14 protein-coding genes and 1 pseudogene are annotated in these 13,746 nt (G+C 71.0%); 6 read left to right on the top strand and 9 right to left on the bottom strand.

The annotated features are described in order from the left end of the window. Positions 1-42: 42 nt before the first annotated feature. Positions 43-1,265 (top strand): annotated as a pseudogene (locus tag ACI2L1_RS35135) (RNA-guided endonuclease InsQ/TnpB family protein). Positions 1,266-1,318: 53 nt separating this feature from the next. On the opposite strand, the gene ACI2L1_RS35140 reads toward ACI2L1_RS35135, so the two are convergent. Continuing rightward, positions 1,319-2,086 (bottom strand): SDR family NAD(P)-dependent oxidoreductase, encoded by a 768-nt coding sequence (locus ACI2L1_RS35140; RefSeq protein WP_404743470.1) that lies wholly within the window; start codon positions 2,084-2,086, stop codon positions 1,319-1,321. Positions 2,087-2,185: 99 nt separating this feature from the next. On the opposite strand from ACI2L1_RS35140, the gene ACI2L1_RS35145 reads away from it, so the two are divergent. Then, positions 2,186-3,337: a thiolase family protein gene (locus tag ACI2L1_RS35145; RefSeq protein WP_404743471.1), complete on the top strand. Its 1,152-nt coding sequence runs from the start codon at positions 2,186-2,188 to the stop codon at positions 3,335-3,337. Positions 3,338-3,357: 20 nt separating this feature from the next. On the opposite strand, the gene ACI2L1_RS35150 is transcribed toward ACI2L1_RS35145, so the two are convergent. The 3 genes from ACI2L1_RS35150 to ACI2L1_RS35160 all read right to left on the bottom strand — a co-directional run bounded on the left by ACI2L1_RS35150 (position 3,358) and on the right by ACI2L1_RS35160 (position 5,994). Next, entirely contained in the window at positions 3,358-4,422 is a 1,065-nt protein-coding gene (locus ACI2L1_RS35150; RefSeq protein ID WP_404743472.1) for a dihydrodipicolinate reductase, read from the bottom strand. Continuing rightward, positions 4,419-5,249, bottom strand: a complete 831-nt coding sequence (locus ACI2L1_RS35155) for an acyl-CoA thioesterase (protein WP_404743473.1) — start codon at positions 5,247-5,249, stop codon at positions 4,419-4,421. The genes ACI2L1_RS35150 and ACI2L1_RS35155 overlap by 4 nt, the downstream gene beginning before the upstream one ends. Positions 5,250-5,322: 73 nt before the next feature. Continuing rightward, positions 5,323-5,994 (bottom strand): TetR/AcrR family transcriptional regulator, encoded by a 672-nt coding sequence (locus ACI2L1_RS35160; RefSeq protein ID WP_404743474.1) that lies wholly within the window; start codon positions 5,992-5,994, stop codon positions 5,323-5,325. Positions 5,995-6,162: 168 nt separating this feature from the next. Here ACI2L1_RS35160 and ACI2L1_RS35165 point away from each other — a divergent pair, with 168 nt between their 5' ends. From ACI2L1_RS35165 to ACI2L1_RS35175, 3 genes are read left to right on the top strand one after another with little or no spacing between them, the layout of a single operon-like run. After that, on the top strand, positions 6,163-7,161 hold the full coding sequence (locus tag ACI2L1_RS35165) for an acyl-CoA dehydrogenase family protein (protein WP_404743475.1): 999 nt from the start codon (positions 6,163-6,165) through the stop codon (positions 7,159-7,161). A gap of 8 nt (positions 7,162-7,169) precedes the next feature. Continuing rightward, positions 7,170-8,345: an acyl-CoA dehydrogenase family protein gene (locus ACI2L1_RS35170; protein ID WP_404743476.1), complete on the top strand. Its 1,176-nt coding sequence runs from the start codon at positions 7,170-7,172 to the stop codon at positions 8,343-8,345. A gap of 10 nt (positions 8,346-8,355) precedes the next feature. Continuing rightward, the gene (locus ACI2L1_RS35175; protein WP_404743477.1) at positions 8,356-9,138 is read left to right on the top strand and encodes an enoyl-CoA hydratase; all 783 of its coding nucleotides are present in this window, start codon (positions 8,356-8,358) and stop codon (positions 9,136-9,138) included. A gap of 15 nt (positions 9,139-9,153) precedes the next feature. Here ACI2L1_RS35175 and ACI2L1_RS35180 read toward each other — a convergent pair whose 3' ends face one another. Further along, the gene (locus ACI2L1_RS35180; RefSeq protein ID WP_404743478.1) at positions 9,154-9,999 is read right to left on the bottom strand and encodes a helix-turn-helix transcriptional regulator; all 846 of its coding nucleotides are present in this window, start codon (positions 9,997-9,999) and stop codon (positions 9,154-9,156) included. A gap of 103 nt (positions 10,000-10,102) precedes the next feature. On the opposite strand from ACI2L1_RS35180, the gene ACI2L1_RS35185 reads away from it, so the two are divergent. Further along, the gene (locus ACI2L1_RS35185) at positions 10,103-10,810 is read left to right on the top strand and encodes an SDR family NAD(P)-dependent oxidoreductase (protein WP_404743479.1); all 708 of its coding nucleotides are present in this window, start codon (positions 10,103-10,105) and stop codon (positions 10,808-10,810) included. Between the two features lies 1 nt (position 10,811). On the opposite strand, the gene ACI2L1_RS35190 is transcribed toward ACI2L1_RS35185, so the two are convergent. From ACI2L1_RS35190 to ACI2L1_RS35205, 4 genes are read right to left on the bottom strand one after another with little or no spacing between them, the layout of a single operon-like run. Beyond that, complete coding sequence (locus ACI2L1_RS35190) at positions 10,812-11,615, bottom strand: acyl-CoA dehydrogenase family protein (protein WP_404743480.1); 804 nt, start codon at positions 11,613-11,615, stop codon at positions 10,812-10,814. A gap of 2 nt (positions 11,616-11,617) precedes the next feature. After that, positions 11,618-12,733: an acyl-CoA dehydrogenase family protein gene (locus ACI2L1_RS35195; protein WP_404743481.1), complete on the bottom strand. Its 1,116-nt coding sequence runs from the start codon at positions 12,731-12,733 to the stop codon at positions 11,618-11,620. After that, positions 12,730-13,146: a nuclear transport factor 2 family protein gene (locus tag ACI2L1_RS35200; RefSeq protein ID WP_404743482.1), complete on the bottom strand. Its 417-nt coding sequence runs from the start codon at positions 13,144-13,146 to the stop codon at positions 12,730-12,732. Before ACI2L1_RS35200 ends, ACI2L1_RS35195 begins: the two co-directional genes overlap by 4 nt. Beyond that, positions 13,136-13,687, bottom strand: coding sequence for a carboxymuconolactone decarboxylase family protein (locus tag ACI2L1_RS35205; protein ID WP_404743483.1), 552 nt, complete (start codon positions 13,685-13,687; stop codon positions 13,136-13,138). Before ACI2L1_RS35205 ends, ACI2L1_RS35200 begins: the two co-directional genes overlap by 11 nt. Positions 13,688-13,746 lie beyond the last annotated feature (59 nt).

A 13,746-nucleotide genomic window follows, 5' to 3' on the forward strand; every position in this document is an offset into this window, starting at 1 on the left:
TCCCGGTGACGACGCGGGTTCGACGTGCCTAGTGTGATCGTCATGCAGCTCCGGTACGCCTTCAGGTTGTACCCCGACGCCGCTCAGCAGGCCGCGCTGGCCAGGGCGTTCGGGTGCGCCCGCGTCGTGTTCAACGACGCGGTGCGCGCCCGCGAGGACGCCCGCGCGTCCGAGCGGCCGTTCCCGACGGCCGGTGACCTGTCCCGGAAGCTGATCACCGAGGCGAAGCAGACGAAGGAGCGGTCCTGGCTGGGCGAGGTCTCCGCGGTGGTGCTCCAGCAGTCCCTGCGGGACGCCGAGAGGGCGTACCGCAACTTCTTCGCCTCCCTCACCGGCCAACGCAAGGGCCCGAAACTGGGCGCGCCCCGCTTCAAGTCCCGCAAGGACACCCGGCAGTCGATCCGGTTCACCGCCAATGCCTGATGGAGCATCACCGACAGCGGCCGTCTGAACCTGCCGAAGATCGGTGCGGTGAAGGTGAAATGGTCCCGCACCCTGCCCACCACTGCCACCTCCGTCAGCGTCATCAAGGACGCGGCCGGGCGGTTCTTCGCCTCCTTCGTCATCGACACCGACCCCGCCGCTGACCGGGCACGGATGCCCGGGACCGGCCACACCATCGGCATCGACCTCGGCCTGACTCACTTCGCGGTCCTGTCCGACGGCACGAAGATCGACTCCCCGCGCTTCCTTCGGCGCGCGGAGAAGAAGCTGAAGAAGGCCCAAAAGGAGCTGTCCCGTAAGCAGAAGGGATCGAAGAACCGGGCCAAGGGCCGCCTCAAGGTCGCCCGCGCCCACGCCCAGGTTGCCGACGCACGCCGTGAGTTCCACCACCAGCTCTCGACCAGGCTGATCTCCGAGAACCAAGGGATCGCCGTGGAGGATCTGTCGGTGGCAGGACTGGCACGCACCAGGCTGGCCAAGTCCGTACACGACGCGGGCTGGGCACAGTTCCTCAGCATGCTCACGTACAAAGCGGAACGGTACGGCCGCACCCTGGTCAAGATCGGCCGGTTCACACCGACCTCCCAGACCTGCTCCACCTGCGGCGCCAAGGACGGACCCAAACCCCTGAACGTGCGGGAATGGACCTGCACCGCCTGCGGCGCCGTCCCGACCGGGACCACAACGTCGCACTCAACATCAAACAGGCCGCCGGACTGGCGGTAACGGCCTGCGGAGCGCCGGTAAGACCAGAACCCGTTCTGGCACAGCGCGAAGAAACAGGAAGCCATGGATTCGAGACCGGAAACCGTGCCGCGTAGCGGCACAGCAACCGGTCAAGAAGGCCGGAATCCTCGCCAGGGCGAGGAGCATGTCAATTCGGCGGAAACCGCAGCGCCCCGTCCAGCCGGATCACCTCGCCGTTGAGATAGCCGTTCTCGCAGATGTGCTGGACGAGCGCGGCGTATTCGGGGGAGCGGCCCATGCGGCGGGGATACGGGACCTGCGGCCCCCAGTACGCCTCCAATTCGTCGCCGGCCCTGCCGTACGCGGGGGTGAGGAACGTGCCGGGGGCGATGGTGACCACCCGGATGCCGAGCGGGGACAGGTCGCGGGCGGCGACGAGGGTCATGGCGGTGACGCCGCCTTTCGCGGCCGCGTAGGGGAGCTGGCCGGTCTGCCCCTCGTACGCCGCGATCGACGCGGTGTTGACGAGCACGCCCCGCCCCTGACCGTCGTCCAACGGCTCCTGGCGGGCCATGGCGGCCGCGGCGAGACGCATCACGTTGAAGACACCGGTGAGGTAGATGTCAATCGTCCGCCGGAATCCCGCCAGTTCCAGGGGCTCACCGCCCCGGCCGACCAGCCGTCCCCCGCTCGCGGGGCCACCGTGGGTGTCGACCGAGATCCGCAGCGGGCCGAGGGACTCGGCCTCGCCGACGGCCGCGCGCACGTCGTCCTCGTCGGTGGCGTCCGTACGGACGTAGCGGACGCCCAGCTCCTTCTCCAGGGCCCTGCCCTTCTCGTCGGCCAGGTCGGCCACGACCACCGACGCACCCGCCCCGTGGAGCCGGCGGACCGTCGCCTCGCCCAGACCTCCGGCCCCGCCGACCACGAGCGCGGACGACCCCGCTATCTCCATGACAGCCCCCTTGCGAGTCACGTTCTGATTTTGCGAGAGTAGTATTCTCATCAGGGGCTGTGATCCCCGTCCGGCCCGCCCAGTTGGTTGGAGACGCCCATGCCCGAGGCAGTCATCGTGTCCGCCCTGCGCACCCCCGTCGGCACCGCCCGCAAGGGCACCCTGCGCGACACCACGGCCTACGACCTCGCCGAACACGTCGTCGGCGCCGTGGCGCGCGGCCTCGACCCGGAGCGGGTGGACGACGTGGTCCTCGGAGAGGGCCTGTACGGCGGCGGAGTGCTGGCCCGGCACGCGGCCCTGACCGCAGGGCTGACCGCGGTACCCGGACAGGCCGTCAACCGGCACTGCGCGGCAGGACTGTCCGCCGTCGCGGCCGCGGCCGCCACCATCCGCTCCGGCATGGACGACCTCGTGATCGCGGGTGGCGTCAACTCCGCCTCCACCGCGCCGAAGTCGAGCTTCCGGGTCGACGGCGAGTGGGTCGAGCCCTGGATGCCGCCCACCCACCCCGACCGGCCGGACGCCCCCAACACCGACATGTCGATCACCATCGGCTGGAACGTCGCCCAGCGGGCGGACGTCAGCCGCCAGGAGATGGACGCCTGGGCGCTGCGCTCGCACCGAGGTGCCGTCCGGGCCATCGACGAGGGCCGCTTCGACGCCGAGATCGTGCCGATCCGGACCGCGCACGGGCTCTTCTGTGTCGACGAACACCCGCGTCGGGACACCTCGTTGGAGAAACTGGCCGCGCTCAAGCCGCTGCACCCCGAGATCGAGGGCTTCAGCATCACCGCGGGCAACGCCTGCGGCGGCAACGACGGCGCCGCCGCACTGGCGGTGGCGAGCGACTCCGCGGCCACCGCGGACGGTCTGCCCGTCCTGGCCGTCGTACGGTCCTGGGCGAATGTCGGTGTCGACCCCGCCGAGACCGGCCTCTCGCCCGTTAAGGCCGTTCCCAAGGCGCTCTCCCGCGCCGGGCTCAGCACGGCCGACGTCGACCTGTTCGAGATCAACGAGGCCTTCGCCTCCGTGGCCGTCGCCGCCGTACGCCTGCTCGACCTCGACCCGGACCGGGTCAACGTCAACGGCAGCGGCTGCTCCCTCGGCCACCCCGTCGCGGCGACCGGCGCCCGCATGCTGGTCACTCTCGTGCATGAACTGCGCCGCAGGGGCGGGGGGATCGGCGTGGCCTCGATGTGCGCGGGGGGCGGAATGGGTTCGGCGATGGTGATCGAGGTGCCGAGGTAGTCTGGTCGCGAACCCTCGCCTCAGCCCTTGCCCGAACCTCCACCGCGCCCCAGCACCGCCGTGATCTGCGGCAGATCCAGCGTCGTACGAATGCCTGGTTCCGCCGCGCACACGAACGGCACCGCGTTCACCGCACGGTTCGCCGTGTACGAGGGTGACACCGCCGCCATCCGGTCGAGCGGCACCGGCAGCCGCAGGCCGACCTCCAGCGGGGCGTCGCCCTCGACGGAGACGTGCCAGCCGGTGTCGTGCAGGTCCCAGGCCGGGTCGAGGTCGGTCGTGCAGTACCAGGTGGCTCGGAACCGCAGCAGCGGGCGCCCGGCGTGCAGACCGGTGACCGTGAGCCTTTGTGCGGCGACCGTCCCGGCGGCCAGCTCACCCGCGGCGATCCGCACCCGGCGCCGTGCGGTCGCCAACTCCCCGTCCGCCTCAAGGGAGTCGAGCGGCAGCGACAGCGCGTCGGCGACGAGCCGCAGGGACGGACCGAAGCTCTCCCGGGCATGGGAGAGCCGCCCCTGGTCGAACGCGGCGGGCGCCGACCCGAACCCCATCACCTCGAACAGCAGCTCAGGAGAAGGGCGTTGGGAGAGGTTCGCGTACTCGTCGATGGTCAGCCGATCGACCCGCCGCGCGATCGACGTCAGCACGAGCGGCACCGCCTCCGTGATGAACCCCGGACTGCTCCCGGTGCTGTGGATCGACGTCCCGCCCCGCTCGCACGCGACCTCGACCCGCTCGCGCACCACGGGATCCATGCTCGGCGGATGATGGAACTCCCCGCGCGTGGTCACGACGTTGGCGCCAGACTCCAGGAGTCGGCACACCTCGTCCAGGTCGCACAGCAGCGGCATGTACAGTACGCAGTCCGCGCCCAACTCGACGACGTCCTCGATGTCCTGAGTGACAGTCACGCCGGTCACGACACCCGTACCTGGCCCGTACAGCTCACCCGCGTCCCGCCCCGCCTTGTCCGGCGAATGCACGTACACGCCGGCCAGATCGAGCCCGGGATGCTCGACGACGGCCCGCAGCGACCGGGATCCGATCGTGCCGGTGGCCCACTGGACGACCCGGAGCGCCGTCATCCCGCCGCCCCCGGAGTGAGGCGCAGCAGGGCCTCCTGGGCGTATGACGCGACCAGGGAGCCGCCCTCGGTGAGTACGTCTCCGCGTCCGAAGCAGCGGCCGTGGGCCAGGACCGGGCTGTGCTGGCGCAGCAGCAGCCAGTCGCCGGCGTCGAAGGGGCGGTGGAACCAGACCGTGTGCGAGGTGACCGCGGAGGTGAACGCCGTCCCCGAGTCGTGCTGGGTGAGCCCCGCGAGGGGACGCAGCGCGGTCCCGATGAGGGTCAGGTCGGTGGCGTACGCCGTGAGGGCGGGGGCCAGATCCGCCGCGGACGTCGGTGTGCGCATCCACAGGTCGAACTCGGGCGGCTCGGAGCCGGCGACGTCGAGCTCGGCGGTGGTCCGGGTCTCCCAGGGCAGCGGATGCAGGTCCCTGCGGTGCTCGGGGCCCGGCAGGGCGGGGACGGCGGCGACCGTCTGGTGGGCCGGTCCGTCCTCCGGGGTGTGCAGGGACACCGAGGCGGTGGCCACCACGCCCTTGGACTGCCGGGCCGTGATCGTCAGCGTCGCGAAGGAGCCCCCGTCGTGATGCCGCTCCACCTCGTAGTGGACGGGCTCCTCGGGGCGGCCGGCACGCGCGAACAGGGCGTGCAGGGACTTCACGGTCTTGTCCGGGCAGGAGAGCTGCGCCGCCCTGGCGAACTGGGCCAGCAGCTGACCGCCGAACAGCCGGTGATAGCCCAGGCGTTGGTTGCGGCCCTCATAACCGAAGGGCGCGTCCGCGGGGTGTGCGCGCAGGTCGAGACAGGCGAGCAGATCGTCCCAGAGTTCACTCAAGGCAAGCGGCATACCCTTGATCGTAAGCCAAATTTACGACTGTGAGAATGGAGTTCTCAACTGGCTCGCCCCGCTCCCATGGGCGTCAGCTGAGCGTGAAGCCCTTCGCGCAGAAGTCCCAGATCTCCTCCGCGGTGAGCGGGTGGGACCCCTCCTGGCCGCTGGACTGGGCGTTGAACATGACGGTCTGCATGGTCAGCGCGGCCACCCGGCGGGCCTTGAAGCCCTGGCGCAGCAGCCCGGCCTCCTCCAGCTCCGTCATCAGCTCGCTGAACAGGGCGAGCAGCGGTGCGTTCGCCACCCGCATCTCGGCCGGGTGCGAGACCAGCAGACGCAGCGCGAAATCGGTGAACAGCGGGGCCTGCTTGCCGGTGGGGTTGGGGCGCGAGCTGTCGAACAGGGTCTGGATGACGACCCTGAGCCGGTCCAGCGGGCCGGACTGCTCGGCGGCGATGGTGCGCAGCTCGTCCGCGGACTTGCTCATGGCGTCCTCGAACAGGGCGAGGAGCAGTTCGTGCTTGCCGTCGAAGTGCTGGTAGAAGCTGCGCAGCGACTGGCGGGAACGGTCGACGACCTCCTGGACGGTGAAGTCCGTGGTGCCCTTCTCCGCCATGATCGCCTGCGCCGCGTCGAGGAACCGCTCGACCCTCTGCTCGGCCCGGCGTTTCGCGGCCTGGGTGGAGCGCTCGACGGCGCGCTGCTTCCAGGCCGGCTCCTCGCTCGGGCTGCTCACGGGCTGGTCCGCCTTCTGTGTCATGGGGAGAACATTACTGTAGCGCAGCGGCAAGCACTCGCCTCCAGCCTGGACACATCGGATGACATGAAGGAGACTGTCGATTTCAGATAGGGAGAATTATATTCTCGACACCCGTCGACACCCTGGAGCGGCAGCAGCCGGGCCGGGAGCGGGACCTGGGGAGCCGTGATGCTGTTTGAGTTCGACGCGGAGCAGCGCCTGTGGCAGGACACCGTCCACAAGGCCGTGTCCAAGGAGTGCCCGCCGACGCTGGTGCGGGCGGTCGTCGACGACGGCGCCGATCCGGCTCCGCTGTGGCGGGTCTACGGCGATCTGGGCTGGACCGGGCTGACCGACCCCGCCGACGCGGTCGAGCTGGCGATCGTCCTGGAGGAGTTGGGCCGCGCCACCGATCCGACGCCGTATCTGGCGACGCTCACCCAGTTCGCCCCGCTGGCGGAGGGGCTGGGCGAGCCCGGCCAGGCCGGTGCCGCCGTCCACGACGGGGTGAGCGCCCGCCCGGCCGACGGCGGCTGGGTCCTGGAGGGCACCGCCCGCCACGTCCTCGACGGCGACCGGGCCGACCGGCTGGCCGTTGTCACGGAGGCGGGTGTGTTCGTGGTGCCCGCCGCCGAGGTGACCGCCGTCCGCACGCCCGCCTTCGATCCCGTCCTGCACTTCGCCGACGTCACCCTCGACGGGGTGCGGGTCGGCGCCGACGCACGCAGCGACGCCGACCCCGAGCGGGCCCGCCACATCGCCCTGACGGGGCTGGCCCTGACGATGGTCGGCGCGTGCCGCCGCGCCCTCGACCTGGTCCTGGACCACGTCCGCACCCGCCATCAGTTCGGCGCCCCGATCGGTTCCTTCCAGGCCGTGCAGCACAAGGCGGCCGACATGCATGTGGCGGTCGAGCGGGCCCGCGCCCTCGCCTACTACGCGGCCCTGACCATCGCCGCCGACGACCCGCGCCGCGCCCTCGCCGCCGCCATGGCCAAGGCGGGGGCCGGCGAGTGCCAGGCCGTGGTGTTCCGCAACGCCGTCCAGCTGTTCGGCGCCATGGGGCACACCTGGGAGAACGACCTGCAGTTCGCGGTCAAGCGGGCCAAGGCGGGGGAGCTGCTGCTGGGGGGCGCGGCCGAGCACCGGGCGCGGATAGCGGAGGAGAGCCGTGCGACCGATGCCTGAGGAGAGCCATGCGACTCACGTTTGACGCCGACGTGGAGGCCTTCCGCGCCGACTTCGCGGCCTTCCTGGACGCGAACCTCCCGACGGAGGCCGAGGCCACGGAGCGCTCCCGCTCCACCGCCCACATCCCCGAGTGGGCCAGGCGCTGGCAGCGGCTCCAGTTCGACGAGGGCTGGCTGCTGCCGGGCAACCCTCCCGAGTTCGGGGGCCGGGGCGCCACGGTTCTCCAGCAGTACGTCCACCGTGAGGAACTGTCCCGCCGCCGGATCTACCACAGCTTCAACCCCCAGGGCGTCGGCATCATCGCCGCCTCCCTTCTCTCCTTCGGCACCGAGGAGCAGAAGCACCGCTGGGCCGTGCCCATCCTGCGCGCCGAGATCACCGCCGCCCTCGGGATGAGCGAGCCCGGCGCGGGCTCCGACCTCGCCTCCCTGCGCACCCGCGCCGAGCTCGACGGTGACCACTTCACGGTGAACGGCCAGAAGGTGTGGACCTCCGGCGCCCACGACGCCGACGTCCTGCTCACCTTCGTCCGCACCGACCCCGAGGCCCCCAAGCACAAGGGGATCAGTGTGCTGCTGATCCCCACCGACACCCCCGGGCTGACCCGCCGCCCCTTCGCCTCGTACACCCGGCCCGACGACAGGGACTTCAACGAGGTCTTCTTCGAGAACGTCCGCGTCCCCGCCGAGAACCTCGTCGGCCCCCTCAATCAGGGCTGGCGGGTAGCCAACGGCTCCCTGGGACACGAGCGGACCCTGATGTGGCTGGGCGAGGCCGAGCGGATGGACGCCGCCCTGCGGGACTTCCGGCCGACGAACGCCCTGGAGAAGGACTGGTACGCCACCCTCGTCATGGACCTCCAGGCACTGCGCCTGCTCGGCTCGGCCGCCCTGGCCCGCGCCGCGCGCGGCGAGCAGGACGTGCCCGCGCTGTCCGTACTGAAGGTGTTCGGCTCGGAGGCCGCGCAACGCGCACTGGAGCGAATCCTGGAGGCGTCGGGCCCTGCCGCCCTGGACCATCCGTCGACGACGGCGCCGTACTCCCACATGAGCTACGACGACGACTTCGCGGGCTGGTTCAACCGCTTCGCCCGCAGTTTCGGCGGCACCATCGCCGGCGGTACGTCCGAGATCCAGCGCACGATCATCGCCGAGCGGGTGCTCGGTCTGCCGCGACGTTGAGGAGAGGTCCGTGCACATCCTGTACGAGGTCGAGGACCGTATAGCGACACTCACCCTGAACCGTCCCGAGGTCGCCAACGCCCAGAACATGGCCCTGCTCGACGAACTCGACTCGGCCTGGACCCGGGCCGCCGAGGACGAGGAGGTGAAGGTGATCGTGCTGCGGGCGGAGGGCAGGCACTTCTCCGCCGGCCATGACCTCAAGGACCGCTGGCCCGCCCCCGACGAGATCACCCTGGAGTGGATCTACCGCGCCGAGAACCGCCGGTACCTGGAGTACACCCTGCGCTGGCGTAACACCCCCAAACCGTCGATCGCCGCCGTCCAGGGGCGCTGTATCGCGGGCGGGTTGATGCTCTGCTGGCCCTGCGACCTGATCGTGGCCGCCGAGGACGCCCTGTTCTCCGACCCCGTCGTCCAGATGGGCATCGGCGGTGTCGAATACCACGGTCACACCTGGGAGTTGGGAACCCGCAAGGCCAAGGAGATCCTCTTCACCGGGCGTCCCCTCACCGCTGAGGAGGCCGAGAAGGTCGGCATGGTCAACCGGGTCGTCCCGCTGGACGAGTTGGACTCCGAGACCCGTGAACTCGCCGAGCAGATCGCCAGGATGCCCGCGTTCGGGCTCCGCCAGGCCAAACGGGCCGTCAACCAGACCCTCGACGTACAGGGCTTCTACGCCGCGATCCAGTCCGTCTTCGACATCCACCAGACCGGACACGGCAACGCGCTCAGCGTCAGCGGCTATCCGATCCTGGCCAAGCTGGACGAGATGAAGGAGACGCTCCGATAGCTCTCCGGAACTCCGCTAGCCCTTCCCGACCAGGCTCTGGGTGCCCAGCACCGAGATCAGCCGCAGCTTCTCGGCGGCCTCGGTGCCGGGCTCGGCCGAGTAGACCAGGATGTGGAGGTCGTTCCCCTCCACCCGGAGCAGGTCGCAGTCGAGGGTGATCGTGCCGACCTGCGGGTGCTCGATCGTCTTGTGCGAGGCGGCGAGACGGCCCACCAGGCCGGCGTCCCAGAGTTCGGCGAACCGCGCGCTCCTGGTGCGCAACTCGGAGATCAGACGCGGTAGTTGCCGGTCCGCGGGGTAGCGGGCGGCGGTCGCGCGCAGTTCGGCGACCATGCCGGCCTCAAAGACGCGCCTTTCCTCCGGGGTGTGCCGTACCCGGCTCGGCATGCCCGTGAAGTTGCGCCACACGCCGTTGCGTTCGAAGCCGTGCAGGGCGGACGGATCACCCATCAGCGCCGCGTACATCGGGTTGGCCAGCAGCAGCGTCATGGCCGCGTCGGAGACCGCGACCGGCGTGTCGACCAGCCGGTCCAGCAGGCGCTGCACGCTCGGCGTGATGTGGCCCGGCACGACGTCGGGGCCCGGCGGCACCAGCCCCGCGAGTCCGAAGAGGTAGGCCCGCTCGTCCCCCGACAGCCGCAGCGCCCGCGCCAGCGCCTCGACGACCTGGGCGGACGGGTTGGCCGCCCGCCCCTGTTCGAGACGCGTGACGTAGTCGACCGAGATGCCGGCCAGCAGGGCCAGCTCCTCGCGCCGCAGCCCCGCCGCGCGCCGCTGACCTCCGGAGGGCAGGCCGGCCGCGTCCGGGGGGACCCGGTCGCGCCAGCGCCGCAGCGCCTGTCCCAGTTCTGTCGCCGCCATGCTCCTCAGTGAACACCGTCGGGCGTGGATGTGCCTGGTACCGCCAGTCCCAGGAAGAAGGGTCTTCTGGCTGTCCTCGCCGCCGCGCAGCAACCTGAACGGCATGACGACAACACTCATCACCGGAGCGAACAAGGGCATCGGCTTCGAGACCGCCCGCCGGCTCATCGCCGCGGGTCACACCGTCTACGTCGGCGCCCGTGACGTCCAGCGAGGCCGGCGCGCCGCCGACGAGCTCGGTGCCCGGTTCGTCCAGCTCGATGTCACCGACGACGCCTCCGTAGAGGCCGCGGCGAAGGCGGTCGAGGCCGACGGCGGACTGGACGTCCTGATCAACAACGCGGGGATCGAGACCAGGACGGAGGACAACAGCGTGCCCGTCGCCGCGACCGTGACCGCCGACCAGATGCGCAACACCTTCGAGACGAACGTCTTCGGCGTGGTCCGCGTCCTGCACGCCTTCCTGCCGCTGCTCCAGCGCTCGGCCGCGCCGGTCGTGGTCAACGTCAGCAGCGGTCTGGCCTCGCTGAGCCATGTCTCCGACCCCGACCACCCCGCGCACTTCTATCCGGGCGTCGCCTACCCGACATCCAAGACGGCGGTCAACATGCTCACCGTGCAGTACGCGAAGGCGTTCCCGGCCATGCGGATCAACTCCGTGGAGCCCGGCTTCACCAAGACCGACCTGAACGGCAACACCGGCACACAGACCGTTGCGGAGGGCGCCGAGATCATCGTGCGCATGGCGCAGGTCGCCCCGGACGGCCCGACCGGCGGTTACTTCGACGTCAACGGGCCGATGCAGTGGTGACTCACAGCTGAACCAGCCGGGGTGCCGATCCCTCCGTACGGATTCGAGCCCCGGCCTCCCTGGTCAGCTCCCGCGCGCTGCCGAGCAGCCCGTCCAGCACCAGGGCACGACGGACATGCCGGTGCAGCGGGTGCTCCGCGGTGAACCCGATTCCGCCGAGCACCTGTTGGCAGTGCCGGGCCGCCGTGAGCGCGGCCTGTCCGGCGGCGGCCTTGGCCAGCAGACAGCTGAAGGAGTCCTCGGCCGCGACGAGGGCGGCCTCCGCGCCCTCCAGTGCCACGAAAGTCTCGGCGAGCCGATGCCGTACGGCCTGGAAGGAGGCGAGCGGACGGCCGAACTGCACCCGGTCGAGCACATGGGTCCGGGCCAGCGACACCATGGCCCGCCCGCTCCCGAGCAGCCACCAGCCGAGGGCACGTCGGCCCGCGTCCAGCAGTACGGCGTCCCCGTCGTCGCCCGGCGGAGCGAGCCGCAGGGGCAGCTCGGTGTCCAGCATCCCGCCGGAGCGCCCCGGGTCCTCGGGGCCGCGCTCCCACACGACCCACCTCCCGCCCGTGTACGGCAATGCCGGCGCCCCACCCGCGGGCAGCCCCGCCGCGCCCAGCACCACGTCATTGAGCACGGGAGCGTGCGCCCCGGTCTCGCCCAGCAGCCGGAACACGACAGGGATCGCCACCCCCGGGAACTCCGCCAGCAACTCCGCCCACCCCAGCTCGGCCAGCGCCGCGTCCAGCGCGGGCCCCGACGCGGCCGTCATCGTCTTGCGCAGGGTCTCGGAGAGCAGCTCCATCTCGCCCGCGTCCATGCTCACTCCCTTCCCAGATCGAGCAGCCGGCGGGCGATGATGTTCCGCTGGATCTCGGCGGTGCCCCCGTAGATCGTGGCCGCCTTCGCGTACAGGTACTCCGAGCGCCACGGCGACTCGGTGAGCTCCAGCACTCCGGGCAGCAAGTCCCGTACGGTCTCGAAGAGTTGTTGCTCGGCGGTGGCGAGCAGCACCTTGTCCACCGAGGTCTCCGGGCCGAGCCGGGCCCCTTCCGCCAGCCGCCGCTGGGTCCCGTGGGAGCGGCAGCGGGCCGTGTGCAGGGCCAGGTAGGCGGAGCCGAGGGCCGCGTCGTCCGGGACGGCGGCCGACGTCTCGTCGAGCAATCTGTCGAGCCGCGTGTAGAGATGGGCGATGCGATGCCAGAAGCAGGTGGAGCGCTCGTGCGGGAGCAGGTCCATCGCGAGCCGCCAGCCGTCGCCGGGGCGGCCCAGCATCCGCTCGGCGGGGACCACGACGTCGTCGAAGAACACCTCGGCGAACTCGTCGACGCCGTGCAGGGTGCGCAGCGGCCGGACGGTGACGCCCGGGGTGTCCATGTCGACGAAGAAGGCGGTGATGCCGTCGTGACCCGGTGCGGTGCGGGTCAGCAGCACACAGCGGGCCGCGTACTGGGCGAGGCTCGTCCACACCTTCTGTCCTGTGACCACCCAGGTGCCGTCCTCGCGCGGGACCGCCCGGGTGGTCAGGGACGCCAGGTCGCTGCCGGAGCCCGGTTCGGAGAAGCCCTGGCACCACTGCTCCCGGCCGCCGAGCAGCAACGGCACCATTTCGGCGGCCAGTTCGGGTGGGGCGTAGGAGATCAGGGTCGGGACGAGGACCTCGACCATCGACCAGATGCCGGGCTCGGCCAGGCCACGGGTGGCGATCTCCTCGCCGAGCACCGCCCGGAACACGGCCGGCCCGCCGAGGCCCCCCACCCCGGCGGGCCAGCCGTGTCGCATCCATCCGGCCTCGAACAACGCCCGGCGCACCCGGGCGAGTTGGGCGACCTGGGCGTCGAGCGAGTGGTCCGGGCCGGGGGAGAGGTCGTGCTCCGCGAGCCAGGCCCGCAGCGCGGACCGGAACTCGGGGACCGACCCGAAGTCCTGGGACTTCATGCTGTGGGACGCTCGAAGGCGTGCGGGCGTCCCGAGTCGTGCGTCCCGTTGCGGCGGATGAAGGTCATCGCCCGGGTCCGCAGTCGCCAGCCGTCGTCGGTGCGCAGGTAGGTGTCGTTGTAGTAGCCGATGCGCATCTCGTGCGTGGCGTGGTCGACGAAGCAGAGGGGTTGGGTGCCCGTCGCCGTGTCGCCGTCCGCGTGCTCGATGGCGGGTGTGCCGGTCATGAACAGCCCCTTGGGCGCCGCCGCGACCAGCGACGGGAACTCCGCGAGCGGATAGGTGTCGCCGAAGGCGCTGTAGGTGCCGTCCGGGGTGAACACCGCGAGCAGTCCGCCGATGTCGCCCTGGGTGATGGTCACCGCGTAACGGGCCAGGAGCTGCTGGATCTCCACGAGGTCGTCAGTGGTCATCGCCGTTTCCTTCCGGTGCGCCCGGCACGCCGAACGCGTTGAAGACCATGGCCAGCAGGGCGTACGTCCCGACCGTGAACACCAGGTCCATCCGCTGGCGTTCGTCGAGGTGTTCGGCCAGCGCGTTCCATGTGGCGTCCGAGAGGGTGGAGTGGTCCTCCAGTTCGTCGACCGCCGACAGGACCAGGCTCTCCACGGGATCGGCCGCCTTGCCCCCGGCCGCCGCCTCGATCTCGGCGTCCGACAGCCCCGCCTCCCGTGCGAGCTTCACATGGTGGGCCCACTCGTAGGCGCAGTCGCGGCGTCTCGCCACCCGCAGGGTCACCTGCTCGCGGATCCGGGGCGGCAGCGAGGACCGGAACAGCATGAAGGTGCTGAAGGGCAGGAAGAGCTCGGCGAGGTCCGGGTGCCGGGCCAGGGTGGCGATGGCGGGTCCCGCGCCCTGTTCGTTGCGCAGCCGCCGGGGGAGCAGCGAGGACAGCGCCTGACGGGTCCGGTCGTCCCACTGGTCGTCCGGCAGCGGAGGCAGACGCGGCGGCATGCGGAACTCCTCACGACGAGGGCGAGTCACGGCAAGGCCGAGAATGGCGTTCTCGTTAT

Source organism: Streptomyces sp. NPDC019531, assembly GCF_044903305.1.
In the GTDB taxonomy this organism is placed as follows: domain Bacteria; phylum Actinomycetota; class Actinomycetes; order Streptomycetales; family Streptomycetaceae; genus Streptomyces.

Excerpts from the sequence above, each read along its gene's own strand:
- ACI2L1_RS35155 (WP_404743473.1), bottom strand. The coding sequence starts at position 5,249 with ATGCCGCTTGCCTTGAGTGAACTCTGGGACGATCTGCTCGCCTGTCTC.
- ACI2L1_RS35165 (WP_404743475.1), top strand. The coding sequence starts at position 6,163 with ATGCTGTTTGAGTTCGACGCGGAGCAGCGCCTGTGGCAGGACACCGTC.
- ACI2L1_RS35160 (WP_404743474.1), bottom strand. The coding sequence starts at position 5,994 with ATGACACAGAAGGCGGACCAGCCCGTGAGCAGCCCGAGCGAGGAGCCG.
- ACI2L1_RS35180 (WP_404743478.1), bottom strand. The coding sequence starts at position 9,999 with ATGGCGGCGACAGAACTGGGACAGGCGCTGCGGCGCTGGCGCGACCGG.
- ACI2L1_RS35205 (WP_404743483.1), bottom strand. The coding sequence starts at position 13,687 with ATGCCGCCGCGTCTGCCTCCGCTGCCGGACGACCAGTGGGACGACCGG.
- ACI2L1_RS35185 (WP_404743479.1), top strand. The coding sequence starts at position 10,103 with ATGACGACAACACTCATCACCGGAGCGAACAAGGGCATCGGCTTCGAG.
- ACI2L1_RS35140 (WP_404743470.1), bottom strand. The coding sequence starts at position 2,086 with ATGGAGATAGCGGGGTCGTCCGCGCTCGTGGTCGGCGGGGCCGGAGGT.
- ACI2L1_RS35195 (WP_404743481.1), bottom strand. The coding sequence starts at position 12,733 with ATGAAGTCCCAGGACTTCGGGTCGGTCCCCGAGTTCCGGTCCGCGCTG.
- ACI2L1_RS35150 (WP_404743472.1), bottom strand. The coding sequence starts at position 4,422 with ATGACGGCGCTCCGGGTCGTCCAGTGGGCCACCGGCACGATCGGATCC.
- ACI2L1_RS35170 (WP_404743476.1), top strand. The coding sequence starts at position 7,170 with ATGCGACTCACGTTTGACGCCGACGTGGAGGCCTTCCGCGCCGACTTC.
- ACI2L1_RS35200 (WP_404743482.1), bottom strand. The coding sequence starts at position 13,146 with ATGACCACTGACGACCTCGTGGAGATCCAGCAGCTCCTGGCCCGTTAC.
- ACI2L1_RS35190 (WP_404743480.1), bottom strand. The coding sequence starts at position 11,615 with ATGGACGCGGGCGAGATGGAGCTGCTCTCCGAGACCCTGCGCAAGACG.
- ACI2L1_RS35145 (WP_404743471.1), top strand. The coding sequence starts at position 2,186 with ATGCCCGAGGCAGTCATCGTGTCCGCCCTGCGCACCCCCGTCGGCACC.